This is a genomic window from Ectopseudomonas oleovorans, assembly GCF_029845265.1.
Taxonomy (GTDB): Bacteria; Pseudomonadota; Gammaproteobacteria; order Pseudomonadales; family Pseudomonadaceae; genus Aquipseudomonas; species Aquipseudomonas oleovorans.
On sequence record NZ_JAOCLK010000001.1, the window covers coordinates 28,742 to 53,604 of the forward strand.

Sequence of the window (24,863 nt, forward strand, 5' to 3'; positions counted from 1 at the left end):
GAACCGGAGAATCCGACATGTTCAAGCAAACCCTGGCGCTCGCCGCCGGCATCGCCCTGTCCGTATCTGCAGTATTCGCGCACGCCGCCGACGTCCTCAAGGTCTCGGCCATCCCTGACGAAGCTCCCACCGAACTGCTGCGCAAGTTCAAGCCGCTGGGCGCCTACCTGGAGCAGGAACTGGGTATGAAGGTGGAGTTCGTGCCGGTGGCCGACTACGCCGCGGTGGTCGAGGCGCTGGCCGCCGACCGTATCGACATGGCCTGGCTGGGCGGTTTCACCTTCGTCCAGGCACGCCTGAAGACCGGCAACGCCGTGCCGCTGGTGCAGCGCGAGCAGGACGCCGAGTTCACCAGCAAATTCATCACCTCCGACCCGGCGGTGAAGTCCCTGCAGGATCTGAAAGGCAAGACCTTCGCCTTCGGCTCGGTGTCCTCCACCTCCGGCAGCCTGATGCCGCGCTACTTCATGCTGCAGGACGGCATCAAGCCGGAAGACTTCTTCAGCCGCGTGGCCTATTCCGGCGCCCACGACGCCACCGCCGCCTGGGTGCAGGCTGGCAAGGCCGACGCCGGCGTGCTCAACGCCTCGGTGTGGCAGAAGCTGGTGGACGCAGGCAAGGTCGATACTGACAAGGTCAAGGTCTTCGCCACCACCCCGACCTACTACGACTACAACTGGACCGTGCGCGGCAACCTCGACGCCGACCTGCAGGCGAAGATCAAGGCCGCCTTCCTCGCCCTCGACCCGGCCAAGCCCGAGCAAAAGGCGATTCTCGATCTGCAGGCCGCCAGCCGCTTCATCGAAACCAAGCCCGAGAACTACGAAGGCATCGAAGAAGCCGCTCGCGCTGCCGGCCTGTTGAAGTGAGCATCGCCCTGCGTGGCGTGGGCCTGGCCCACGCCAACGGCAAGGTCGCGCTGGAAAATATCGATCTGCAGGTCAGCCCCGGCGAACGGGTGGCCATCATCGGCCCCTCGGGCGCCGGCAAGACCACCCTGCTGCGCCTGCTGGCCACCAGCCTGCAACCCACCCAGGGTGAGATCGACCTGCTGCAGCACAACCCCTGGCGTCTGGCTGCCCGCCAGCGCCAGCGCCTGCGTGCACGTATCGGCCTGATCCACCAAGCACCGCCTTTGCCACCGCGTCAGCGCGTGGTCACCGCCGTGCTCGCCGGCAAGCTGGGCCAGTGGTCAGTGGCCAAGGGTCTGCTCAACCTGTTGCATCCACTGGATGCCGCCGGCGCTCAGGCCGCCCTGGCGCGTCTGGACATTGCCGACAAGCTCTACCAGCGCTGCGATCAGCTTTCCGGTGGCCAGTTGCAGCGCGTCGGCATCGCCCGCGTGCTGTACCAGGCGCCGGAACTGATCCTCGCCGACGAACCGGTCTCGGCCATGGACCCGGTGCTGGCCGGCCACACCCTGGCCGTGCTCAACCGCGAGGCCACCGAGCGCGGCATGACCCTGCTGGCCAGCCTGCACGCCGTCGACCTGGCGCTGGCGCACTTCCCTCGGGTGATCGGCATCCGCGACGGGCACATCGCCTTCGACCTGCCCACCATGCAGGTGCAACCTGCCCAGTTGCAGGCGCTGTATGCCAACGAACAACTGCAGGCCACGCCCAGCTCCCCCGCGCCGCCGCAACCGACGCATATCCCGCGATGCTGACCACCGCCCCACGCGACCCCGCCGCCCTGCCACGCCTGCTGATCAGCGTCCTGGCGCTGCTGTTGTTGTGGCCGGGCCTGAGCCTGAGCGAGCTGGACCTGGCCGTGCTGGTCGATGGCGATAACACCCGCGCCATGGGCAACTTCCTCGCCGGATTCTGGCCGCCTGCGCATGACGGCGAGTTCCTCGCCCTGCTCGGCCGCGCCGCCCTGGAAACCCTGGCCATCGCCACCGCCGGCATGAGCCTGGCGCTGCTGATCGCCATCCCCGCCGCGCTGCTGGCCAGCCGCGCGCTGTCGCTGTCAGCCGTGCATCGTGGTGGTCGCCCGACCTGGTGGGCGAACCTGGCGCGCTGGCCGGTGCGCGGCCTGCTGATCTTCCTGCGCAGCGTGCCGGAGATCGTCTGGGCGCTGCTGTTCGTCCGTGCCGTCGGCCTCGGCCCCACTGCCGGGGTACTGGCCATCGCCATCACCTACGCCGGCATGCTCGGCAAGGTATATGCAGAGATCTTCGAGTCGGTCGATGCCCGCCCCACCCGCGCGCTACTGGGTGCCGGCAGCGGCCGCCTGAGCGCCTTCGCCTACGGCGTGCTGCCCAATGCCGCCGGGGAAATGCTCTCCTACACCGTGTACCGCTGGGAGTGCGCCATCCGCGCCTCGGTGGTGATGGGCTTCGTCGGCGCCGGCGGGCTGGGCCAGCAGATCGACCTGTCGCTGCGCATGTTTGCCGGCGGTGAAGTGGCCAGCATGCTGCTCACCTTCCTCTTGCTGGTACTGCTGGCCGACCAGTTCAGTCGCCTGCTGCGCGCGAGGCTGACATGAGAGCCGGCAACCTGATCCTGCTTGCCGCCATTCTCGGTGCGGTGATCGCATCGTTCGTCTATCTGGGCATCGACCTCGGCGCCCTGGTCGCCGGCGACAGCCTGGCGCAGATGGGCCAGTACGCCAGCGGTTTCCTGCAACCGGACTTCTCCAGCGCACACCTGCAGGCCATCGGCCGTGGCGCGCTGGAAACCCTGGCCATGTCCGCCATCGGCACTCTGCTCGCCGCCCTGCTCGGCCTGGCCCTGGCACTGCCGGCCGCCGGGCGCTTCGGCGGCGCCGCCCTGCACGCCACACGCCTGCTGCTCAATGCCCTGCGTGCCATTCCCGAACTGGTCTGGGCCGCGCTGATGGTGCTGGCCGCCGGCCTCGGCCCCAACGCCGGCACCCTGGCCCTGGCGCTGCACACCGCTGGCGTGCTCGGCCGGCTGTTCGCCGAAGCGCTGGAAAACACTCCGCGCGAGCCGGCCGATGCCATCCGCGAAAGCGGCGGTGGCCGTATCGTCGCCTTCTGCTACGGCACCCTGCCCGGCGTCTGGCCGCAACTGGTGGCCTACAGCCTGTACCGCTGGGAGAACAATATCCGCATAGCCAGCGTGCTCGGTTTCGTCGGTGCCGGCGGTCTGGGGCAGATGCTCTACATGAGCCTCAGCCTGTTTCAGGAAGCGCAGGCGGCCACAGTGATCCTGGCCATGCTGGTGCTGGTGCTGGCGGTGGATGGCTTGAGTGGCTGGGCGCGGCAGCGCTGGGTGAGCTGAGCCGGCAGCGCGATATGGATATTTTGCTTATCGCGCAACTCATCCGGGTGGCGCGGGCGCCCGACGCGGTCGAGAAAATCTGGCGAGGCGCACACCACCGGACGAATCTGCCCGACCTGCAACGCCGGGTGATCGCCCTCGGGCAGCGAGCCGATGCGCACGGCCACGTCGATGCCCTCCTCCATCATGTTCACCACGCGGTCGACCAGCAGCGCATTGACCTCCACGTCCGGGTGGGTGTCGAGATACTGGGCGATGCGCGGAATCAGGTACAGCTCGCCGAACATCACCGGCGCGGTCACGGTGAGTCGTCCACGCGGGCGCACGCTGCCACCGGCGGCCAGTTCCTCGGCCTCCTCCAGCTCCAGCAGGATGCGCCGGCAGTCTTCGACGTAGCGCTGACCAGCCTCGGTCAGGCGCAGGCTGCGCGTGCTGCGGGCAGCAGCAGCGTGCCGAGGCGTGCCTCCAGCGCGGCGATGGCGCGAGTGACGCTGGGCGGCGAAATGCCCAGCAGCTTGGCGCCGCCGGCGAAGCTCTCGGCCTCGGTCACTGCCAGTAGCACCCTCATTTCCTGAAACCGAGCCATCGTCACCGCCTGGTTTTCTATGGCTATGTCTGCGTTAAGTGTTGGGCGTTGGTACAAAAGCCCGTAGGGTGGGCCGGGCGGCGCTCCGCTTCAGCCCACCAACTGCGGTCAGCGTGGGCTAAAGCCCACCCTACAAGGCTCAGAGCCTTCCTAGAACCGCTTGGCAACAGCTAACGCAGACATAGCCCTTTCTATTGCATCGACACAGAGTAACCCAAGCAGAAGCGGCGCCAGGACTCAGCGCCGGCTCAATGCCAGACGCGCGGCGAACAGAACGAAGATCAGCCCCGTGCTGCGATCCATCCACTTGATCACCACCTCGCGCCGCAACCAGTGACCGAGCGGCTGAGTGGCGCCGATCAGCAACAGCGCCCAGACCAGGCTGAGCGCCACGTGAATGCCGACCAGGCCGAACGTCCAGGCAATCAGTGACTGGCCCTGCGGGATGAACTGCGGCAGGAAGGACACATAGAAAATCCCCACCTTGGGGTTGAGCACGTTGCCCAGCAGACCGCGCAGGAACCAGTTGGCATCGGGTGTGCCGCTCGCCTGCGCGGGCGCCAGCGAGGTACGCGGGCGCAGCAGCATATTCAGCCCGAGCCAGGCCAGATAGGCCGCACCGCAATACTTGAGCAGGTTGTAGCCGAATTCGGAAACCGCCAGCAGCGCGCCGAGGCCGAAGGCCACCGCCGCGCCCCAGAGCAGGCAGCCGGCATTGATGCCCAGCGCCGCGCGAAACGCCTGCTGCCGGCCCTCGACCGCCGCGGTACGCAGCACCAGCGCCGTGTCGATCCCCGGCGTCAGGGTCAGCAGCGTGGCCGCCAGGGTGAAGGCGATCAGGTTTTCGGCAAAGGGCATCGTCAGGCACTCCAGTCGAAGGACAGAGCGCAAGTATAAACAGCGCACCGTTCAAACCGTAGGGTGCGCCACGCGCACCGCCAACTACCGGTAAACCACCCGGTGCGAATCGCGGCTGAAACCGCTCCTACGGTATTCACCGCACCGTAGGAGCGGCTGGGCGGCATTCCGCTTCAGCCGCGATTAACGCTTCAATCCTTGGCGAACGCCGCCTCGATGGCCTCGTTGATGGTGCGCAGTACCTTGACCCGGGCGAAGCGCTTGTCATTGGCCTCGATCAGCGTCCAGGGCGCGATCTCGGTGCTGGTACGGTCGACCATGTCGCCTACCGCATCGACGTAGTCGTCCCACTTTTCACGGTTGCGCCAATCCTCTTCGGTGATCTTGAAGCGCTTGAAGGGGATCTGCTCGCGCTCCTTGAAACGCTTCAGCTGCGTCTGCTTATCGATGGCCAGCCAGAACTTCACCAGGATCACCCCGGCGTTGGTCAGCTCCTCCTCGAAATCGTTGATCTCGCCGTAGGCGCGCAGCCAGTCGGCCTGGCTGCAGAAGCCCTCGACCCGCTCCACCAGCACACGGCCATACCAGCTGCGGTCGAAGATGGTGAACTTGCCGCGTGCCGGAATGTGTCGCCAGAAGCGCCACAGATAGGGCTGGGCACGTTCTTCCTCGGTCGGCGCCGCCACCGGCACGATGCGGTACTGACGCGGATCGAGGGCGCCGGTGACGCGGCGGATGGCACCTCCCTTGCCAGCGGCATCGTTACCCTCGAATGCCGCGATCAGGGCGTGCTTGCGCATGCGCTTGTCGCGCATCAGACCCGATAGGCGCGCCTGCTCGGTGGTCAGCTGTTCCTTGTACTCGTCCTTGCTCAGTGCCTGGGTCATGTCCAGGCTGGCCAGCAAACCGCGATTGTCCAGACTGGAAACCAGCGGCGCGGCATGCGGTTGCAGCCGGGTGCGCTGTGGGTTGGCCAATGCCGCCTGCAAGCCTTCGAGCAGGATGCGCCCGACGGTGAGACTGCGGTAATAGTGATCGACGCCCTCGACTACGTACCATGGCGCGTAATCGCGGCTGGTGCGGCGCAGCACGCGCTCGCCGTAGCGCACGAACTTGTCGTAGGTCTTCGATTGCTGCCAGTCCAGCGGGCTGATGCGCCAACTGTGCAACGGGTCGTCCTTGAGCGCTTCGAGGCGCGCCTTCATGTGTTTCTTGGACAGGTGGAACCAGAACTTGAAGATCAGTGCGCCCTCGTCGCAGAGCATGCGTTCCAGACGCTCGGCACCGTCGATGGCCTGATCCAGCACCGCGTCCTTGAACTTGCCGTGCACCCGCCCCTGCAACATCTGGCTGTACCAGCTGCCGAAGAACACGCCCATGCGTCCCTTGGGCGGCAGCTGGCGCCAGTAGCGCCAGGCCGGCGGTCGTGCCAGCTCTTCGTCGGTCTGTATATCGAAGGTGCTGACCTGGATCAGCCGTGGGTCCATCCACTCGTTGAGCAGTTTCACCGTCTCGCCCTTGCCGGCGCCCTCGATGCCGTTGATCAATACGATCACCGGAAAACGCGCCTGCTGCTTGAGCTCGTACTGCGCTTCCAGCAGCGCCTCACGCAACGCCGGTTCTTCGGCCTCGAACGTGGCCTTGTCGATACTGCGGCCGATTTCGGCGGTCTCGAACATAAAGCAACCTCCCTGGAGTCATCTTCACAGTCTAACGGAACATCCAACACTTTGCCCGCCGACACGCTGCCTTGTTCCAGCGCCACGACACCTGTGCACGGTAGAATCGCCGCACGACCCAGCGGAACCCAGCCATGTCAGACACCCATCACGCCCAGCTCGACTGGGACGAGCGCGGCCAGCCTCTGTCGCGCAGCTACGGCGACATCTATTTCTCCCAGGAAAACGGCCTGGAAGAGACGCGCTACGTCTTCCTCGCCAACAACGATCTGGCGGCGCGCTTCGCCGCTCTCGCCGACGGTGAATGCCTGAACATCGGCGAAACGGGTTTCGGCACCGGGCTGAATTTCCTCTGCGCCTGGCAGTTGTTCGAGCAGCAGGCACCCGCTGGCGCGCGTCTGCACTTCGTCAGTGTCGAAAAATATCCGCTGCATCACGACGACCTGCAGCGCGCCCTGGCCCTGTGGCCGGAGCTGGCACCGTTCAGCACAGAACTGCTGGCGCAGTACCGCGCCATTCACCCCGGGTTCCAGCGCCTGTTGTTGGCGGGTGGTCGGGTGGTGCTGACATTGTTGATCGGCGACGTGATGGCGCAATTGCCGCAGTTGGATGCGCGCATCGACGCCTGGTTTCTCGACGGCTTCAACCCGGCGAAGAACCCTGAAATGTGGACGCCCGAGCTGTTCGCCGAACTGGCGCGACTGTCGGCCCCCGGCACAACCATCGGTACATTTTCCAGCGCCGGCCGGGTACGGCGCGCACTGAATGAAGCCGGCTTCAAGATGACACGCGTGCCAGGCCTGGGCAAAAAATGGGAAGTGGCTAAAGGGCAGTTCATCGGTGAGCCGCAAACCGTCGGCAAGCCCTGGTTCGCCCGCCCCGCTCGCCTTGCTCAGGAAAAACACGCGGTGGTGATCGGCGCTGGTCTGGCCGGCTGCGCCACTGCCGCCAGCCTGGCCGCGCGCGGCTGGCGAGTGAGCCTGCTGGAGCGTCACGCGGCGGTTGCCTGCGAGGCCTCGGGCAACCCGCAGGGCGTGCTCTACCTCAAGCTCTCGGCCCATGGCACCGCGCTGTCACAGTTGATCGTCGCCGGCTTCGGTCATACCCGCCGGCTGCTCGAGCGCCTGCAGCGCGGTGCCGACTGGGACGCCTGCGGCGTGCTGCAACTGGCCTTCGATGACAAGGAAGCCGCGCGCCAGGGCAAGCTGGCCGCCGCCTTCTCTGCCGATCTGCTGCATTCCGTTGGGCGCGAGCAGGCCGAAGCGCTGGCCGGTATCGGCCTACCGGCTGGCGGTCTGTTCTACCCCGACGCCGGCTGGGTACACCCACCGGCGCTGTGCCGGCAACTGGTGCAACACCCATTGATCGAACTGCGCCCCTACCAGGAGGCGCTGAGTCTGAGCCGGCAGGATGCCCACTGGCGCGTCGACGGGCCGAGCGGCACACTGGTCGAGGCGCCGGTGCTGGTACTGGCCTGCGCCACCGAAATCGGCCGCCTGTTGCCGGATGCGAACCTGCCGCTCAAGCGTATCCGTGGGCAGATCAGCCGCCTGCCGGCCAACTCACTCAGCCGTCAACTGCGCACCGTGGTCTGCGCCGAAGGCTATGTCGCGCCGCCGCGCGACGGTGAACACACCCTGGGCGCCAGTTTCGACTTCCACAGCGACGAGCTCACACCCAGTGTGGCCGAGCATGCCGGCAACCTGGAGCTGCTGCGGGAAATTTCCACGGATCTCGCCGAACGCCTGGACGCACAGACACTCGACCCGGCGACGCTGGAAGGCCGCGCCGCGTTCCGCTGCACCAGCCCGGACTACCTGCCGATAGTCGGGCCGCTGGCCGATGCCGAGGCTTTTGCCGAGACCTATGCGGTACTGGCCAAGGATGCCCGCCAGGTACCGGACGCACCCTGCCCCTGGCTGCCGGGCCTGTACATCAACAGCGGCCACGGCTCACGCGGTTTGATCACCGCGCCACTGTCGGGCGAGCTGATCGCCGCCTGGCTGGAGGACGAGCCGCTGCCCGTGCCACGCGAGGTGGCCGAGGCCTGTCATCCCAATCGCTTCATGCTGCGCACGTTGATTCGCGGGAGTGGATCACCCAGGCAGTGATGTAGGGCGTACTCGGCTTTGGCTTTCTGCGTCGCTCTACCTCCTAGCAGTACGCCGTTTTCAGGCTTGGCATGGATCGGCGGACTGTTCGCTTCGCTACGCGCGGCCGGCATTCCCGCCCTACGACGAGCACCCAGCATTTCGATCGCCCCTATGCCCTGGCCTCGGCAAGCACCGGCTTCGGCTTACGAAACACCAACACGTTGCCCAGCATCACCAGGCCCAGGCCGAGCAGCGCCGGGGCCGTCCATTGGTAGCCCTCAAGGAATACCGAGATGTTCAGCGCCACCACCGGGAACAGTACCGTGCAGTAGGCCGCGCGCTCCGGGCCCATGCGCCCGACCAGGGTCAGGTAGGCGGTAAAGCCGATCACCGAGCCCGGAATCGCCAGATACAGCAACGAGCCGACGTAGTGCGCGCTCCACTCGAAGGCGAACGGCGTGCCGCTGACCAGGCAGATACCCACCAGCATCAGCGCGCCATAGAGCATGCCCCAGGCGTTGGTGGTCAGCGGCTTGAGCCCGGCCCTCTGCTGCAGGCTGGAGAGCATATTGCCGGCAGAGAAGAACAGCGTGCCGAGCAGCGCCAGGCCGATGCCCAGCAGGCTTTCGCGGCTGGCCTCATGCCCGGCCAGCTCCGGCCTGAACAGTAAGCCCAGACCGACCAGCCCCAACGCGCCACCGAGCAGCACGTTGGCGCCAATGCGCTGCTTGAAGAACAGCCTTGCATTGATCGCGTTCCACAGGGTGGCGGTGGAGAAGATCACGGCGATCAGGCCACTGGGTATCCACTGGCTGGCGGTGTAGAAACACAGGAAGTTGAGGCAGAACAGGCACAGCCCCTGCACCAGGCAGATGCCCTGGCCACGGCGATCCAGCGGTTGCAGGCGGCCGCTGAACCAGAGCATGGCGAACAGCACCGCCGAGGCCAGCGCGAAGCGATAGGCGATGGAAGCGGCAACGGCCACCTCGCCCATCTGAAATTTGATGGCGATCCAGGTCGTACCCCAGATCAGTACGGTCAGCAGGTAAAGCGACAGGTTCATCGAGTATCTCCCAAGACTGAGCACAGTCTGGAAGCGATACTCGTCGGGCGCTTGCACAAAGTTGCGCATTTATCGCTGCGCCATCACTGCCTGCCATCGCGCTGCAGGCTTTATCATGCGGGCTTTATCCATCAGGTCATTCTCAACGCATGCTTTCTGCTGTCGCGCGCTACAAACAATTGCTGTCCAGCGCCCTCGCCCGCTACTTCCCTCACACCACCGCCTACCTGCGTGCCGAGCGCGAAGCCGCGCAGCCACGTAAACCTGCACGCAAGCAAAGTAAGAAGAAGTCCACTGGCGACAAGAAAGCCAGCGGCCGCAAGACTGACAGCGGTAAACCTGGCCCTGCCGGCATCTACCCTGCCACCCGGTTGAAGGTCGAAGACGCTCAGGTACAGGCGATGCGCGAACGCGTGGCGCAGGCGGTGAACGCCAGGCTGATCGGCGCACCGTCGGACGAACAATGGGCGATGATCCTCTGCCGTGCGCCGCTGGCACGCATCTTCGCCGGCGCCGGCTCGGGCAAGTCGAGCACGCTGGTACTGCGTGTGGTGTTCCTGCTCTGTCACCTGGAGGTCGACCCCAAGCGCCTGACGGTGATCTCCTTCACCAACGCCTCCTGCCACGAACTGCGCGAGCGCCTGCAACGCCTGCTCGACTTCTGGCACTACCCGCACGATGCACGCCAGTGCGTGCGCACCTTCCATGCGGCCATGGCCACGCTGGCCAAGGAACAGCTGGGCAACCCGCGCTGGTTCGAGCAACTGGACGACCCCAGCGACGAGCCGGACAACCCGCTCACTGGCGGGCGCTTGCGCCCCGCACAGCAGCGCCTGCTCAAGCAGGCCTACCAGAGCGCCTACGCCGACGATGCGCGCTTTCGCGCCCTGACTCACCGCCTGCTCAAGTTACCGGCCCCAGAAGAGCCGCCCAAGGGCAAAGCCAAGGCGCCCCTGGATGCCTGCAAGTTGCCTGGCGAATTCGCCGCCCTGCCGCTGTTCGAACTGCTGCACGGGCAGATCGACTTCGCCGAGAGCCTGGGGATTCGCCTCGACCGTCTGGAGGTGAAAGCCCTCGATTGCGCGCCCCGCGAACGCGACTTCATCGAGGCCATGCAGCGTTTCCACCAGCACTTCAACGCCCTGTTGCAAGGCCAGGGGTTGATCAGTTTCAACGGCGCTTTTGCGCAGCTGAGCGAGCGGCTGAGCAGCGACGGCGGCAAATCCGGCCCGGCCCTGCTCGCCCTGAGCCACCTGCTGATCGACGAATTCCAGGACATCTCACCGCAGATCGTGCTGTGGCTGCAGGCCGTGCATCGCCGCCTGCATGCGGCGGGCGAACGCATCAGCCTGATGGCCATCGGCGACGACTGGCAGTCGATCTACGGTTGGCGCGGCAGCTCGCCGGAGCTGTTCATCGATTTCGACCGCCACTTCCCCAGCCGTGGCCGCAGCAAGAGCAGCACCCTGCTGCTGGGCACCAACTACCGCAGCATCGAGCCGGTGATCCGCGATGGCGAGAAGGTGCTGGCCGAGGTACACAGCAAGCAGGCCAAGACCTGCATAGCGGCCAAGGCAATGCAACCGGGCGACCATGGCGTCAAGCTGATCCAGCGCTTCGACCTGGCCAGCGGCCTGCCGGCGCTGCTCCAGGAAATTACCGCGCAGTGCCAACACGTCAGCCAGCGCCCCAATGCAGATCGCACCGCCGTGCTGCTGCTCAGCCGGCGCAACGAGCCTCTGCAGCAGGTGCGCGCGCAGTTGGACAAGACGCTGCCGGTCAGAGCCATGACCATCCACCGCGCCAAGGGCCTGCAGGCCGAAGTGGCGATCATCCTCGACGACTGCCTGCCGGCGGACAAACACCCGCTGCGCAACGCGCTCTACGCCCAGTGCGGTTTCTTCGCCGGCAGCTACGACCAGGCCATGCAGGACGAAGCCCGGCGCCTGGCCTACGTCGCCATCACCCGTGGCGTAAGCCGGGTGCTGTGGTACACGCGCAAGGCGCAGGGTGCGACGCAGTGCCTGGCCAGCTAGAACGCCCGGCGAATACTCCGCGCCCAGGAGGCTCACAAAGCAGCCTTGCGTAGGAGCCCCGCCCCGGGGCGAAGCTGTTGGCGTCAGCGCGGCGCAGATTCGCGGCGAGGCGCCGCTCCTACGGGTTCGCGGCATGACGTCGGGCTTCGTCCAATTGCAGCACCAAAAGCAGTCTGGCGTAGGAGCCCCGCCCCAGGGCGAAGCTGTTGGCGTCAGCGCCGCCCAGATTCGCGGCGAGGCGCCGCTCCTACGGGTTCGCGGCATGGCGTCGGGCTTCGTCCAATTGCAGCACCAAAAGCAGCCTTGCGTAGGAGCCCCGCCTCGGGGCGAAGCTTTTCAGGTCAGCGCCACGCCTAAAACGCTGGAGCTAGGCGATTGATCAGGCTCTCGTTATGACCTGACACTTTTTACAGGCAACAAAAAAACCGCCGAAGCGGGTTTCTTCTCAACCATCCAACATCCTGTCGGCAGCCTTCCTGGCATGGTCATCTTCCGTAATCCTCAGCGATCCGTCGCTGCAGGGGATGGCTGTAGATTAGTGATCGGCCCGCACGGGCAACAGTGGCGGTTGCCGTTATCGCCTGTAAGACATTCGCCATAGACGACTGCTTCAGCGACCGATCATTCGCGCCAATACATCCTCACCGCCCTGACGGCGATGGACAAAGGCCATGGCGGCATGGCCAATCACCATGAACAGCAACAGCCAGCCCAGGTTGCCATGCAACAGGCCAGCTGGAGCAATCATCCACTCGATCTTGCCGTCAAAACCGGGCATGACGGTCATGCCGAATGCCACGAACTCCCGGCCCGAGCCGTACTGACGCAGCAGCGCGACAAAAGGAATCACGAACAGCAGTGCATACAGGGCCAGATGCCCAAGGCGCGCCGGGATGCTGACTGCGGCGGGACGGCGGTTGCGGTTGTAAAACGCCCAAAGCAGACGAATCACCACCAGCACCATCAGCAGCAGTCCTGTTGCCTTGTGCGTGCCCCAGGCGAACTTGTCCAGCGCGCTGTCTTCCAGCAGGACATGGGCCAGTACGGTGACGAACTGCCACCCCAGCACAACGGCCATACCCCAGTGCAGCCAGCGTGTAACCGCACCATAGCGCTGCGCGGAATCATGCAGATTCGACATCGTGGTTCCTCTCCAATGTCATGTACGAAAACGGTGTTCGGGCCAGACGGCGGAATGCCCCATCCGAGGCAAAGACCCGCCCCAGACGCAATGGTGCCGCGCAGCAGAACGTTGATGCGCCTATAGATGTTAGCGGGTATGTCAGAAGGGCATCACGTCACGCCCCCGGCAGGCGGGGGCGTGACGGATGATCAGGCGTCGCGCAGGGCTTCGCGCCAGGCGTGATATTGCGGCTCCTGCCAGATGCGCGCGTGCAGGCGCGCCATGCCGTCAGGATCGTTGAGCAGACGCCAGCGGGTCGCCTCGACCTTACCCTCAGGTCCGGCGCTGAGGATCTCATCGATACGCTCGTTGCGCAGCGCTTCGGCAGCAGGCACCACCTTGGCGTGGCGGGCACGGGCCATGGCGCAGACCAGGGCGTTGTACAGCGGGTCGACCACTGCACGCAGGAAGCCCTTGCGCAGAGCCCGTGAGCTGTTCAGTTGCTCGTACTCGGCGGTGTTGCTCAGCTCCACCGGCACCTTGTGTTCTTCCGGAATCAGGAACAGCTTGCTGCGCCGTGCTGCCAGGCCCGGTGCCGTGCGGCTGGTCAGCACCGAGACCACCGGCGACAGCACCAGTGAAATGACGATAGGTGCCAGCCACCAGAGGAAGTCCGGGTTGAGCCAGGCCACCAGCGCCGTCCAGCTGAGTCCGATCAGCACCTGGGTGCCATGACGGCGGAAGGCTTCGCTCCAGGGGGTCGAGTCATCCACGCGCTGCGGCGAGTTCCACTGCACCGACCAACCGAGGAAGGCGGCGGTGACGAACAGGCTGTGGAACAGCATGCGCACCGGCGCCAGCAGCACCGAGCAGGAGGCCTCCAGCAGCATCGACAACAGCACCCGCGTGCGACCACCGTAGGCCTCCGCGCCCTTGATCCAGATCAGCAGCACGCTAAGCAACTTGGGCAGGAACAGCAAGGTCATGGTCGCCGAGAACAGGGCGATGGCCTCGTGTGGCTGCCAGCGCGGCCACAGCGGATAGAGCTGGTTGGGCTGCAGGAAGTACTCCGGCACCATCAGCGTATGAATCGCCAGCAGGCAGGTCGAGAGCACCAGGAACAACAGCCACAGCGGCGCGGACAGGTAGGACATGACCCCGGTGAGAAACACCACGCGGTGTACCGCGTGCATGCCACGCACCAGGAACAGGCGGAAGTTCATCAGGTTGCCGTGGCACCAGCGGCGGTCACGCTTGAGCTCGTCGAGCAGGTTCGGCGGCAGCTCTTCATAACTGCCCGGCAGGTCGTAGGCGATCCATACACCCCAACCGGCGCGGCGCATCAGCGCGGCTTCGACGAAATCGTGGGAGAGGATCGCGCCGGCGAAGGAACCGGTGCCCGGCAGCGGCGCCAGGGCGCAGTGCTCGATGAAGGGTTTGACCCGAATGATCGCGTTGTGGCCCCAGTAGTGCGACTCACCCAGCTGCCAGAAGTTGAGGCCAGCCGTGAACAGCGGCCCGTAGACGCTGGTGGCGAACTGTTGCAGCCGCGCATAAAGGGTGTCCATCCCGGACGCCTTGGGCGCGGTCTGGATGATGCCGGCACCCGGGTTGGCCTCCATCAGGCGTACCAGGCGGGTCAGGCATTCGCCGCTCATCACGCTGTCGGCATCGAGCACCACCATGTAACGGTAGTTGCTGCCCCAACGACGGCAGAAGTCGTCGATGTTGCCGCTCTTGCGCTTCACCCGACGGCGACGACGGCGGTAGAAGATATGGTCGAAGCCTTCCACCTCACTGCACAGCTCCATCCAGGCCTGCTGTTCGGCGACGCAGATATCCGGGTCGTTACTGTCACTGAGGATGAAGAAATCGAAATGCTCCAGTTGCCCGGTAGCCTTGAGCGATTCGAAGGTCGCCCGCAGGCCGGCGAACACACTCGGCACGTGCTCGTTGGCAATCGGCATGACCAGCGCAGTGCGCGCCCGGGGTGAAATGGGTTCATCACCGCAGCTGCTGGCCGAGATGCTGTAACGATCGCGGCCCTTGAGCAACTGGAAGAAGCCCATCAGCGCAGTCCAGAAGCCCATCGACACCCAGCAGAACAACAGGGCGAACAGCGCCAGGATGCTGGTCTGCACTACATAAGGCAGAATCTGCCGTGCCGATTCCTGCCACGGCTGCTCGAACACCAGGCCCAGATCGACTAGCGACCAGCCCTGATAGGGCAGCACTGACTTCATGTACCAGGTAGCGACCACGGTCTGCGTGATCATCAATACCAGCAGCGCGGCACGACGCACCGCCGCGACATGCCGCCAACGCTCTTCGGCGAAGTCTTCGCTCTCACGTGTACGAGGTCGCGGGGCGGGTTTCTCGCCCTTCAGACGGCGCCAGCCGCGATCCAGGATATTGGTCTGCCAGGGCTCCGGCACCATGCGCGTGCGCTTGATCGGCGGCGTCGAATCGATGGTGGGCCGGCCCTGATGATCCCGGACGATGCGGCAGCCACGCTCAAGTGCATCCGGCCAGCCCAGCGCCAGGCGGGCTGGCACCGACTCGAGCATCTCGCGGGTTTCGTCCTGAGGCTCGGCGGCCGCAAGGTCGTCCTCGTGCAAGGCACGATGCAGGGTGGCAAAATCGCCGCCCTGCTCTTCCAGGCGATGAGCCAGTGCTTGCCGGCGCTCATGATCGAGCGGTAGTTCGCCCAGGTAATCCTGGATCTGAGTAGCGTCTAGGCTGTTATTCATGAGAAGGCAGCTGATAGCTCCAGGTTTCCGACACAGGCTTGCCGTCCTCGACCAGCGCGGCACGCATCTCCACCGGCTGCGCCGGGTCCTTGATCTTGACCCGCAGCAACAGACGCCAGCCTTTGCTCACCGGGTTGTAACGCAGGTTCTCTTCCAGCAACTCGGCGTTGTCATCGACACTGACCTGTACCTGCGGTGCCGCATCAGGCGAGCGCTTGGCCAGTTCCTTACCGACAAAATCGATCACCAGCGCGGTGCTGCCATCGGCCTGGCGAATCAGGTTGGCCTGCTTGATATCACCCTCCGACAGACGGGTCTGACTGACCATGGCCAGTTGCGGATCGTGCAGTTTGGCATCGTCACGGCTGAAGTGTAGGCGATAGGCCACATCCAGCGACTCACCCGGCGCCGGCAGCTTCTCCGGGCGCCACAGGGCGACGATGTTGTCGTTGGTTTCATCCGGGGTGGGAATTTCCACCAGCTCGACATGGCCGGCCCCCCAATCACCGACGGTCTCCACCCAGCCGCTCGGCCGCAGCTCGTAGCGATCATCGAGATCCTGATACTGGCTGAAATCACGACTGCGCTGCATCAGGCCGAAACCACGCGGGTTGTCGATACGGTAGCTGCTGACATTCAGGCGCTGCGGGTTGTTCAGCGGACGCCAGATCCACTCGCCGTTGCCGGCATGAATCCCCAGGCCCTCGGAATCATGCAGTTGCGGACGGTAGTTGGGGCGTGGCCAGGGTTGGTTGGCACCGAACAGGTACATGCTGGTCAGCGGCGCGATGCCGAGTTTCTCGACGTTCTCGCGCAGGTAGACCTTCGATTGCACGTCGAGCACGCTGTCGCGGCCCGGTTTGATTTCCATGCGGTAGGCGCCGGTGGCCCGTGGCGAATCAAGCAATGCGTAGATCACCAGGCTGCGGCGGTCGGGCTGCGGCTTTTCGATCCAGAATTCGGTGAAACGCGGAAATTCCTCACCCGATGGCAGCGCCGTGTCGATGGCCAGACCGCGCGCGGAAAGACCGAACACCTGCCCCTTGCCGACGATGCGGAAGTAGCTGGCGCCGAGCACGCTCATCACTTCGTCGTGCGTACCTTTGGCATTGATCTCGTTGATGACCTTGAAGCCGGCAAAACCGAGATCCTTGAGGTCGTCCGGGTTCAGATTGAGGTCGCCGAAGTCGAACATCGACGGGTCGTACTTGATCTCGCGAGTACCCTCGGCGGTCACCTCATTGATCTTCACCGGCACATCGAAGTGCATGCCCTGGTGAAAGAAGTACAGCCGAAACGGCGTCTTGCCATCCGCCCAGTGTGCCTTCTCTTCGAGGAAGCGCACCTTTTGATAGCCGGCGAACGGCAGCTCACGCAGCGAAGCGGGCAACTGGCTTTGCGGGGCACTGTAGCCTTCTGCAGCCAGAGCCTTGGCCTTGACCGCCACATCATCCAGATCGAAGGCCCAGCTCTGGGCAGCGAACAACAGCGGGAGCACGCAGAGGGCCAGCTTGCCGGCCTTGCCCATACGGGTTCCAGAACAACGACTCATCGACACACAACCTCCAGGGCAACACGTACTGACGGGCAGCGGCCAGCCCATCAGGCGGTCGCTGCGCGAGTTGAAATCAGGCGAATGATGCAAAGACAACGCGAGCGCGATACAGGTAGTCAGCCGGACGGCGACATCCCCGCATGCGCGGATTCTTTCTGCGCATTATTACCAGATCGTGAAGTCCGGCACAGGTACCCACACAAGTAAATTTTCCGCCACCTTGGACCACGCCCTCATTGGCGTGACAACAGTTCGAAACGCGCCTCCTGCACGCTCTGCGAATCCAGCCCCAGCTGAACACGGAAGGCGCCTGGCTCACTGACATGCTGCAGGTTGGCGTTGTAGAAACGCAGCATGGCTTCGTCGATCTCGAAACTCAGCTCACGCGTTTCGCCTGCCTCAAGCTTGACCCTGCGAAAATCCTTGAGTTCCTTCACCGGACGGATCACCGACGCGGCCTCGTCGTGCAGATACAGCTGCACCACGGTGGCGCCAGCCCGAGGCCCGGCGTTCTTCAGGGTGACGCTGACACGGATCTTCTCGCCCGGCTTCATGCGCTCGGCAGACAGCTTCGGCGCCGACAGTTGGAAGTCGCTGTAGCTCAGACCGTAGCCAAACGGATACAACGGGCCGTTGGGCTCCTCGAAATACTGCGAGGTGTAGTTGCCAGGCGTGCCGGGCGTGTACGGACGGCCCAGGCGCAGATGATTGTAGTAGGTGGGAATCTGCCCGACCGAACGCGGGAAGGTGATCGGCAGCTTGCCGGAGGGGTTGTGCTCACCGAACAGCACGTCGGCGATGGCGTTGCCGCCCTCGATACCGCTGTACCAGGTCTCCAGTATCGCATCGGCGTTTTCCTTCTCCCAGCCGAGCGCCAGCGGCCGGCCGTTCATCAGCACCAGCACCAGCGGCTTGCCGGTGGCCTTGAGCGCACGCAGCAGGGCCTGCTGGCTGTCCGGCAGATCCAGACGCGTGCGACTGGACGACTCATGCGACATGCCACGAGCTTCGCCCACTGCTGCAACGATGACGTCAGCCTGGGATGCCACACGCACAGCCTCCTCCAGCATCGCCTGCGGCGTGCGCTTGTCCAGCACGACTTCAGGGCGGTCCCAATTGAGCTGGTTGAGGTAATTGATCACATGGGCATCGTCGGTGACGTTGGCACCGACGGCGTAGAGCAGCTTGCCCTGACCTTGCAGCGCCGCCTCCATGCCCTTGCGCAGGGTCACTGCCTGCTGGGCCACACCGACCGCCGACCAACTGCCGAGCATGTCCACGGGCGAATCGGCGAGCGGGCCGATCAAGGCGACAGTGGCCTTCTTGCTCAGCGGCAGGGTGTCGTCATGGTTTTCCAGCAGCACCAGGGAGTCGCGTGCCATGGCCCGCGCATCGGCGCGGTGCAGGCGGCTTTCGGCATTGACGTCGGCCGGGTCGTCTTCGGCGCGGCCGATGCGGCGGAACGGATCGTGGAACAGGCCAAGGTCGTACTTGGTGTTCAGTACATGGTTGACGGCTTCATCCAGCACGCTCTGCGGCACCGCGCCGCTGCGCACCAAAGCAGGCAGCTGCTGATCGTAGAGCGTGTCAGCCATGCTCATGCCGACACCTGCCGTGACGGCCAGTTTCGCAGCCTCACGGCCATCGGCGGCCACACCATGGCGTAGCAGTTCGGTGATCGCACCGTGGTCACTGAGCGCCACGCCCTTGAAGCCCCAGTCGCGGCGCAGCAGATCACGCAGCAGCCAGGTATTGGCCGAGGCCGGCACGCCGTTGATTGCGTTGAGCGCGACCATCACCCCGCCGGCGCCGGCATCGATGGCAGCGCGATAGGGCGGCAGGTAATCCTGGTACATGCGCATCGGGCTCATGTCGACCACGTTGTAGTCGCGCCCTCCTTCCACCGCACCGTACAGAGCGAAGTGCTTGACGCTGGCCATGATGCGCTGCGGATCGCTGGGGTCAGCGCCCTGGTAACCGCGCACCATGGCTGCGGCGATGCGCGACACCAGGTAGGGGTCTTCACCGAAGCCTTCGGACGTGCGCCCCCAGCGCGGATCGCGGGAAATGTCCACCGTCGGCGCGAAGGTCATGTCCAGACCATCGGCACTGGCCTCGAAAGCCGCGACCCGGGCACTGTTCTCGATGGCGGCAATGTCCCAGCTCGAGGCCAAGCCCAGCCCGATGGGGAAGGTGGTGCGATGACCATGGATGATGTCGTAAGCGAAGAACACCGGGATGCCCAGGCGGCTGCGCAAGGCAGCCTCCTGCATCGGACGGTTCTCCGGGCGCACCACCGAATTGAAGGTGGCGCCGATGCGCCCCGCTGTCATTTCCTCGCGAATGCGTTCGCGCGGCATGTCGCCACCGATGCTGATCAGGCGCAGCTGGCCGACCTTTTCCTCCAGGGTCATGCGTTCGACCAGGTCGGCGATGAAAGCCGATTTGTCATCCATCGATGGCGCAGCGACCAGCAAGTTGGGCGCGAACAGGGCAGAAACGAGAGCGAACTGGCGCAGGTATTTCATCGGGTGCGGCATCCTGGATACAGGTCATTGTCTGAATGGTCGCCACGATACTCCGAGTCCTTGCACCGCGCCTTGGCTCCATGCAAAAAAACCGCTGCCACTCAACGGCGTGCCAGGTATTACGACGCCCGCCTTGCGCAAAATTGCGCTTTTATGGGGCATCACTGGTTTTGCCTGCCAGCAGGCGTAGCATGGCCGCATCAGGGAGAAGGTGATGGCGTAATTCGAACGTCAGCAGGTATTCCAGAGCATGAGTCGCTCGCCCAACGCGTGCCTGCACGCCTTGGCCGAGCTGGGTAATGGCATGGCCTTGGCGCGCTAGCAGGCCGTTGAAAAACGTAGGCGAGGCAGCCAATGCAATACCGATGGCGGCCCCACAAAAACAGGCGAAAAACGGTCGGAGTCGCGCTCGACTTTACGAGCTGTAAATGAGCATTTTGATCGGACTCGCGCACGAGCCTGTTTTTAACGCAGCAGTGGCAACGCAGATAGTTTTTCAACAGCCTGCTAGAGCAATGCCCATGATGCGCGCGACTACCTGGCGCCCAGTCATCACACGCTGTCCTGCTACCTGGCCGGCGGCACCGGCACCTTTCGCCGCGAGCAGCCGGGCAACAAGGGCGCACCGGACAAACTGTGCATCCTGCCGGCCGAACACCAGTCGGCCTGGGTCATCAACGGCGAGATTCAACTCGCCCACCTTTACATCGAGCAGGAACAGTTCGCCCTCGGTGCGGTGGCCCTGCTCGACCGCGAACCACGCAGCCTGCAACTGGCAGAAGCGACCTTTCTCGAGGATACCGAGCAGTCCGCGCGCTTCCGCCAGCTCTGTACTCTCGACTGGCAGGAGCCGGGCGAACGCCTGCTGTCGGCAATCTGCTGACAACGCCTGCTAATCGCCACGCGGCTATGCGAAAATCTGCGGCTTTGCATTGCCACGGCCCAGTCATGCGCCCATCCATTGTTGCCACGGGGCTTCGTTGATGCCCCTGGATATCCACCAGCTACGCCAGGAAGACTGGCGCTCGGAGTTCGGTGCCGGTGACCTGCGTCGCGGCCACGGCTACGCCGAGGAAAAGCGCAGCAAGCTGCTCAGCCTCAAAGACAGCAGCCTGCTCGCCAATTGCCGTGGCTCGGCTGGGCAGACCTATCAGCAGCGCATCACCCTGCATCCCTATGGACGCAAATGGAGCGTGACCGGCCACTGCAACTGCCCGGTCGGTTTCAACTGCAAGCACGTGGTCGCCGCGCTGCTCACCCTTGAGGCCCAGCAACGCGCCGGCAGTGACCTCTCCGACATCATCGTGGCGGACAAGGAGCTGGCGGAAACGCGCCTGGAAGGCATCGCGCCCACCGCCATCCTCAGCCTGGGCAGCCAGGTGCGTGTACATTTCGACGCACGCAAGGGGCGCATGCAGGAGCAAACCCAGCACCGTGCGGCGCTGGCCTTCGACTACGCCGGGCACAAGGTCTTCGGCAAACCGCCCAAGGACCTGGTCAAGCGCCTGGACGAACACAGCAACCTGCGCCTGATCCGCGACGGCGCTGCCGAAGCCGCCCTACGCAAGCGCCTGGAAGGCCTCGGCCTGCAGGTGGCGTTGCGCCAGAGCGAAGCGCTGCCGGCCGAAGCCGGCGAGCCGTTCGAACTGGAGCGCGAGCGCGACTGGCTGGATTTCGTCCAGCAGCAACTGCCGCAGCTGCGCGCCGAAGGCTGGCAAATCCACATGCGCCCGGACTTCCAGTACAACCTCGCCGAGGTCGACGACTGGTACGCCGAGGTCGAGGAAGACCCGCAGCAGAACTGGTTCGATCTGGAGCTGGGCATCGAAGTTGAAGGCCAGCGCCTGAGTCTGCTGCCGATCCTGCTCCAGGCCATTCGCCGCACGCCCTGGCTGCTGGCGCCCGAGGCGCTGGCCCAGCGCGCCGACGAAGACCGCCTGCTGGTCAGCCTGCCGCAGGGCGGCAAACGCATCGCCCTGCCCTTCGCCCGCCTGAAGCCGCTGCTGGCCACGCTCGGCGAGCTGTATTTCCGCGACCCTGGCGACGACCATCTGCCGCTGCGCCTGGGTCGCGCCGACGCCGCGCGCCTGGCCGAACTGGCGCAGGGTCCTGAACTCAGCTGGCAAGGCGGCGATGAACTGCGCGGTTTCGCCCAACGCCTGCAAAGTCTGGCAGTGCGTGAAGTCTCACCACCCGCGGGCTTGCAGGCCGAACTGCGCAGCTATCAGCTGCAGGGCCTGAACTGGATGCAAACCCTGGCCGAACTGCGCGTCGGTGGCGTGCTGGCCGACGACATGGGCCTGGGCAAGACCCTGCAGACCCTGGCGCATATCCTCTGCGAGAAACAGGCGGGTCGTCTCGACAAGCCCGCGCTGATCGTCATGCCCACCAGCCTGATTCCCAACTGGCAGGACGAAGCGGCGCGCTTCACCCCGCAGTTGCGCGTATTGGCACTGCATGGCAGCAAGCGCAAGGCGCTGTTCGAAGAGATCACCGAGCACGATCTGATCCTCACCACCTACGCCCTGCTGCCACGCGACCTCAAGGCGCTGAATCAACACCGCTACCGCCTGCTGATCCTCGACGAAGCGCAGAACATCAAGAACCCGCGCAGCAAGGCGGCCACCGCAGCGGCTCAGATACAGGCCGAGCTGCGCCTGTGCCTGACCGGCACGCCACTGGAAAACCACCTGGGCGAGCTGTGGTCACTGTTCCATTTCCTCATGCCCGGCTGGCTGGGGGATGCCAAAGCCTTCACCCGTGACTACCGCACGCCCATCGAGAAACGCGGCGACGCCCAGCGCCTCAATCACCTGAACGGGCGCATTCGCCCCTTCCTGCTGCGCCGCAACAAGGAGCAGGTGGCCAGCGAACTGCCGCCGAAGACCGAGATCACCCACTGGGTCGAGCTGACCCAGCTGCAGCGTGACCGCTACGAAACCCTGCGCCTGGCCATGGACAAGAAGGTGCGCGAGGAAATCACCCGCCAGGGTCTGGCACGCAGCCATATCGTCATCCTCGAAGCCCTGCTGCGCCTACGCCAAAGCTGCTGCGACCTGCGTCTGCTGGGTGACGACAACGGCGAGTTGAGCGCCAGTGATTCGGGCAAACTCAGCGCCCTGCTGGACATGCTCCAGGAGCTGGTCGACGAAGGCCGCCGCGTGCTGCTGTTCTCCCAGTTCACCTCGATGCTGGCCCTGATCGAGGCGGAATTGCAGACGCGCAAGATTGCCTACGCGAAACTGACCGGCAGCACCCAGGACCGACGCACACCGGTACAACGCTTCCAGGCGGGAGAGTTTCCGGTGTTCCTGATCAGCCTCAAGGCCGGCGGCAGCGGCCTCAACCTGACCGCCGCCGATACCGTGATTCACTTCGATCCCTGGTGGAACCCGGCCGCCGAGGCCCAGGCCAGCGACCGCGCCTACCGCATCGGCCAGGACAAGCCGGTATTCGTCTACAAACTGATCACCCGTGGCAGCGTCGAAGAGAAGATCCAGCAACTGCAGCAAACCAAGGCCAACCTGGCCAGGGGCGTACTCGACGGCGGCAGCCAGGGCCAGTGGCAACTGAACGAGGACGATCTGGCGGCGCTGTTCGCGCCGCTCGACTGACAGCGCAACGGTGACTCAATCCGAGGTATCGTCGCGCTCGGCCTCGGCATCCTCACGGTTGCGCGCCTTGCTGCGGGGGTGCGGGCCGGCCACGGCCGGAAAGCGCGACGAGGCGTAGCGCACCACCAGAATCGCCAAAGCCAGCAGCAGGATCGCCCCGGAAACCATCACCACGCCCCAGGTCGGCTTGTGCGTGTGGGAAATGTCGGAGATCAGCAAACGGGTCAGCGCCGTGATCGCCACGTAGATCATGAAGCGGATCGGCATGTGGTTGGTCTTGAAATAGATCCCCACCATCGCCGCCAATTCCAGGTAGATGAACAGCAGCAGAATATCATCGACCGTGATGTGGCCCTTCTCCAGCATGCCGATGAAGGCCATCACTCCCGCCCAGGCCGTGATAGCCCCAATGGCGAACAAGGCCAGGTAATGAAAGGCCTCCATCAGCAGATTGCCCAGCGACTCCGCCAGACCGTGCATGTTTTCGCGCAAGCGCTCAGCCCAATTCATCCTTCAACTCCCCACGAGACCTGACAAACCACCCCGAATCCCCACCTCGGGTATTCGCAAGAAACAATCATGCAGAAAAAAGACCAGCCCGAGGATGCCGCTGCGATGTGACGATTTGGCACGCTCCAGCCGACCGCGACGAGGCTGAGACTGACAGCACAGGCTCGCCAAGATACCCCGACGCGTCGCACACTACGGCATCGCCACTCTCAATGAAGGATCCCCCATGCGTCTTTTCTCGCTGAGCACCGCATTGTCGTCCGCCATGATCGCCCTGGTCAGCCTGCCGCTGCAGGCGGCCGCACCGGCACAACAGAAGACCCAGGTACCGGGCTACTACCGTATGGCACTCGGTGACTTCGAAGTCACCGCTCTGTATGACGGCTACGTCGACCTGCCTGCCAGCCTGCTCAAGGGCATCGATGACAAGGACCTGCAATCGCTGCTGGCACGCATGTTCGTGGCGTCCGAGAAAGGCGTGCAGACTGCAGTCAACGCCTACCTGATCAACACCGGCGACAACCTGGTGCTGATCGATACCGGCGCCGCCCAGTGCTTCGGCCCGACTCTCGGCGTGGTGCAGACCAACCTCAAGGCATCCGGCTACCAGCCGGAGCAGGTGGATACCGTGCTGCTCACCCACCTGCACCCGGACCATGCCTGCGGCCTGGTCAACGCCGACGGCAGCCCGGCCTACCCCAACGCGACCGTGGAGGTGCCGCAGGCGGAAGCTGAATTCTGGCTAGACGAGGCGACCATGGCCAAGGCCCCCGAAGGCATGCAGGGCATGTTCAAGATGGCGCAACAGGCAGTCGCACCCTATGCCAAGATGAACAAGCTCAAGCCCTACAAGACAGAAGGCGAATTGTTGCCTGGCGTCAGCCTGGTAGCGAGCCCAGGACACACGCCCGGACATACCTCTTACCTGTTCAAATCGGGTGGACAGAGCCTGCTGGTATGGGGCGACATTCTGCATAACCACGCCGTGCAGTTCGCCAAGCCTGAAGTGGTCATCGAGTTCGATGTCGACAGCGACCAGGCCAGGCAATCCCGCCAACGCATCCTGGCCGAAGCGGCCACAGACAAGCTGTGGGTCGCTGGTGCGCACCTGCCCTTCCCCGGCCTGGGCCACGTACGCAAGGAAGCCCAAGGCTACGCCTGGGTACCCGTCGAGTTCAGCCCGATCCGTAGCGACCGCTGAATTCTCGACACTCGCTGCTGGC

Annotated in this window: 16 protein-coding genes and 2 pseudogenes; 9 read left to right on the plus strand and 9 right to left on the minus strand. The window is 64.6% G+C overall.

The genetic code is table 11. The annotated features are described in order from the left end of the window. The first annotated feature begins 17 nt into the window (after positions 1–17). From N5J71_RS00170 to phnE, 4 genes are read left to right on the plus strand one after another with little or no spacing between them, the layout of a single operon-like run. The gene (locus N5J71_RS00170) at positions 18–869 is read left to right on the plus strand and encodes a putative selenate ABC transporter substrate-binding protein (protein WP_074856304.1); all 852 of its coding nucleotides are present in this window, start codon (positions 18–20) and stop codon (positions 867–869) included. Next, on the plus strand, positions 866–1,666 hold the full coding sequence (locus N5J71_RS00175; protein WP_003462327.1) for a phosphonate ABC transporter ATP-binding protein: 801 nt from the start codon (positions 866–868) through the stop codon (positions 1,664–1,666). The genes N5J71_RS00170 and N5J71_RS00175 overlap by 4 nt, the downstream gene beginning before the upstream one ends. Next, positions 1,660–2,487 carry a PhnE/PtxC family ABC transporter permease gene (locus N5J71_RS00180; protein WP_279916032.1) on the plus strand — a complete coding sequence of 276 codons (828 nt, stop codon included), beginning with the start codon at positions 1,660–1,662 and terminating at the stop codon, positions 2,485–2,487. The genes N5J71_RS00175 and N5J71_RS00180 overlap by 7 nt, the downstream gene beginning before the upstream one ends. Beyond that, positions 2,484–3,245, plus strand: a complete 762-nt coding sequence (gene phnE / locus N5J71_RS00185; protein WP_279916033.1) for a phosphonate ABC transporter, permease protein PhnE — start codon at positions 2,484–2,486, stop codon at positions 3,243–3,245. Before N5J71_RS00180 ends, phnE begins: the two co-directional genes overlap by 4 nt. Here phnE and N5J71_RS00190 read toward each other — a convergent pair. From N5J71_RS00190 to pap, 3 genes and pseudogenes are all read right to left on the minus strand, one after another. Beyond that, positions 3,236–3,831 (minus strand): annotated as a pseudogene (locus tag N5J71_RS00190) (LysR family transcriptional regulator); the annotation flags it as partial. The gene phnE and the pseudogene N5J71_RS00190 sit on opposite strands and share 10 nt — an antisense overlap. Positions 3,832–4,068: 237 nt before the next feature. Then, positions 4,069–4,689: a LysE family translocator gene (locus N5J71_RS00195; RefSeq protein WP_003462333.1), complete on the minus strand. Its 621-nt coding sequence runs from the start codon at positions 4,687–4,689 to the stop codon at positions 4,069–4,071. 191 nt (positions 4,690–4,880) lie between these two features. Then, the gene (pap, locus tag N5J71_RS00200; protein ID WP_279533664.1) at positions 4,881–6,368 is read right to left on the minus strand and encodes a polyphosphate:AMP phosphotransferase; all 1,488 of its coding nucleotides are present in this window, start codon (positions 6,366–6,368) and stop codon (positions 4,881–4,883) included. A gap of 134 nt (positions 6,369–6,502) precedes the next feature. On the opposite strand from pap, the gene mnmC reads away from it, so the two are divergent. Further along, positions 6,503–8,479: a bifunctional tRNA (5-methylaminomethyl-2-thiouridine)(34)-methyltransferase MnmC2/FAD-dependent 5-carboxymethylaminomethyl-2-thiouridine(34) oxidoreductase MnmC1 gene (gene mnmC / locus N5J71_RS00205; RefSeq protein ID WP_074856296.1), complete on the plus strand. Its 1,977-nt coding sequence runs from the start codon at positions 6,503–6,505 to the stop codon at positions 8,477–8,479. A gap of 151 nt (positions 8,480–8,630) precedes the next feature. On the opposite strand, the gene N5J71_RS00210 is transcribed toward mnmC, so the two are convergent. Beyond that, positions 8,631–9,524, minus strand: coding sequence for a DMT family transporter (locus N5J71_RS00210; RefSeq protein WP_108234213.1), 894 nt, complete (start codon positions 9,522–9,524; stop codon positions 8,631–8,633). Positions 9,525–9,673: 149 nt separating this feature from the next. On the opposite strand from N5J71_RS00210, the gene N5J71_RS00215 reads away from it, so the two are divergent. Beyond that, complete coding sequence (locus tag N5J71_RS00215) at positions 9,674–11,560, plus strand: DEAD/DEAH box helicase (RefSeq protein ID WP_003462350.1); 1,887 nt, start codon at positions 9,674–9,676, stop codon at positions 11,558–11,560. Positions 11,561–12,170: 610 nt separating this feature from the next. On the opposite strand, the gene N5J71_RS00220 is transcribed toward N5J71_RS00215, so the two are convergent. The 4 genes from N5J71_RS00220 to bglX form a co-directional block, all read right to left on the minus strand. After that, positions 12,171–12,701: a cytochrome b gene (locus N5J71_RS00220; protein WP_279916034.1), complete on the minus strand. Its 531-nt coding sequence runs from the start codon at positions 12,699–12,701 to the stop codon at positions 12,171–12,173. A 191-nt stretch (positions 12,702–12,892) separates the two neighbouring features. Next, a complete protein-coding gene (gene mdoH / locus N5J71_RS00225; RefSeq protein WP_279916035.1) occupies positions 12,893–15,433 on the minus strand; it encodes a glucans biosynthesis glucosyltransferase MdoH in 2,541 nt (846 codons plus the stop codon). Continuing rightward, a complete protein-coding gene (locus tag N5J71_RS00230) occupies positions 15,426–16,961 on the minus strand; it encodes a glucan biosynthesis protein G (protein ID WP_279916158.1) in 1,536 nt (511 codons plus the stop codon). Before N5J71_RS00230 ends, mdoH begins: the two co-directional genes overlap by 8 nt. Positions 16,962–17,221: 260 nt before the next feature. Next, a complete protein-coding gene (bglX, locus tag N5J71_RS00235; protein WP_279916036.1) occupies positions 17,222–19,516 on the minus strand; it encodes a beta-glucosidase BglX in 2,295 nt (764 codons plus the stop codon). A gap of 511 nt (positions 19,517–20,027) precedes the next feature. Between bglX and N5J71_RS00240 the strand changes: the two are divergent. Next, positions 20,028–20,390: pseudogene (locus N5J71_RS00240) on the plus strand (AraC family transcriptional regulator); the annotation flags it as partial. Positions 20,391–20,499: 109 nt separating this feature from the next. Further along, on the plus strand, positions 20,500–23,130 hold the full coding sequence (locus N5J71_RS00245; RefSeq protein ID WP_279916037.1) for a DEAD/DEAH box helicase: 2,631 nt from the start codon (positions 20,500–20,502) through the stop codon (positions 23,128–23,130). A gap of 15 nt (positions 23,131–23,145) precedes the next feature. On the opposite strand, the gene N5J71_RS00250 is transcribed toward N5J71_RS00245, so the two are convergent. Continuing rightward, positions 23,146–23,640, minus strand: a complete 495-nt coding sequence (locus N5J71_RS00250) for a phosphate-starvation-inducible protein PsiE (protein ID WP_003462362.1) — start codon at positions 23,638–23,640, stop codon at positions 23,146–23,148. 226 nt (positions 23,641–23,866) lie between these two features. On the opposite strand from N5J71_RS00250, the gene N5J71_RS00255 reads away from it, so the two are divergent. Continuing rightward, on the plus strand, positions 23,867–24,841 hold the full coding sequence (locus N5J71_RS00255; RefSeq protein ID WP_279533669.1) for an MBL fold metallo-hydrolase: 975 nt from the start codon (positions 23,867–23,869) through the stop codon (positions 24,839–24,841). Positions 24,842–24,863 lie beyond the last annotated feature (22 nt).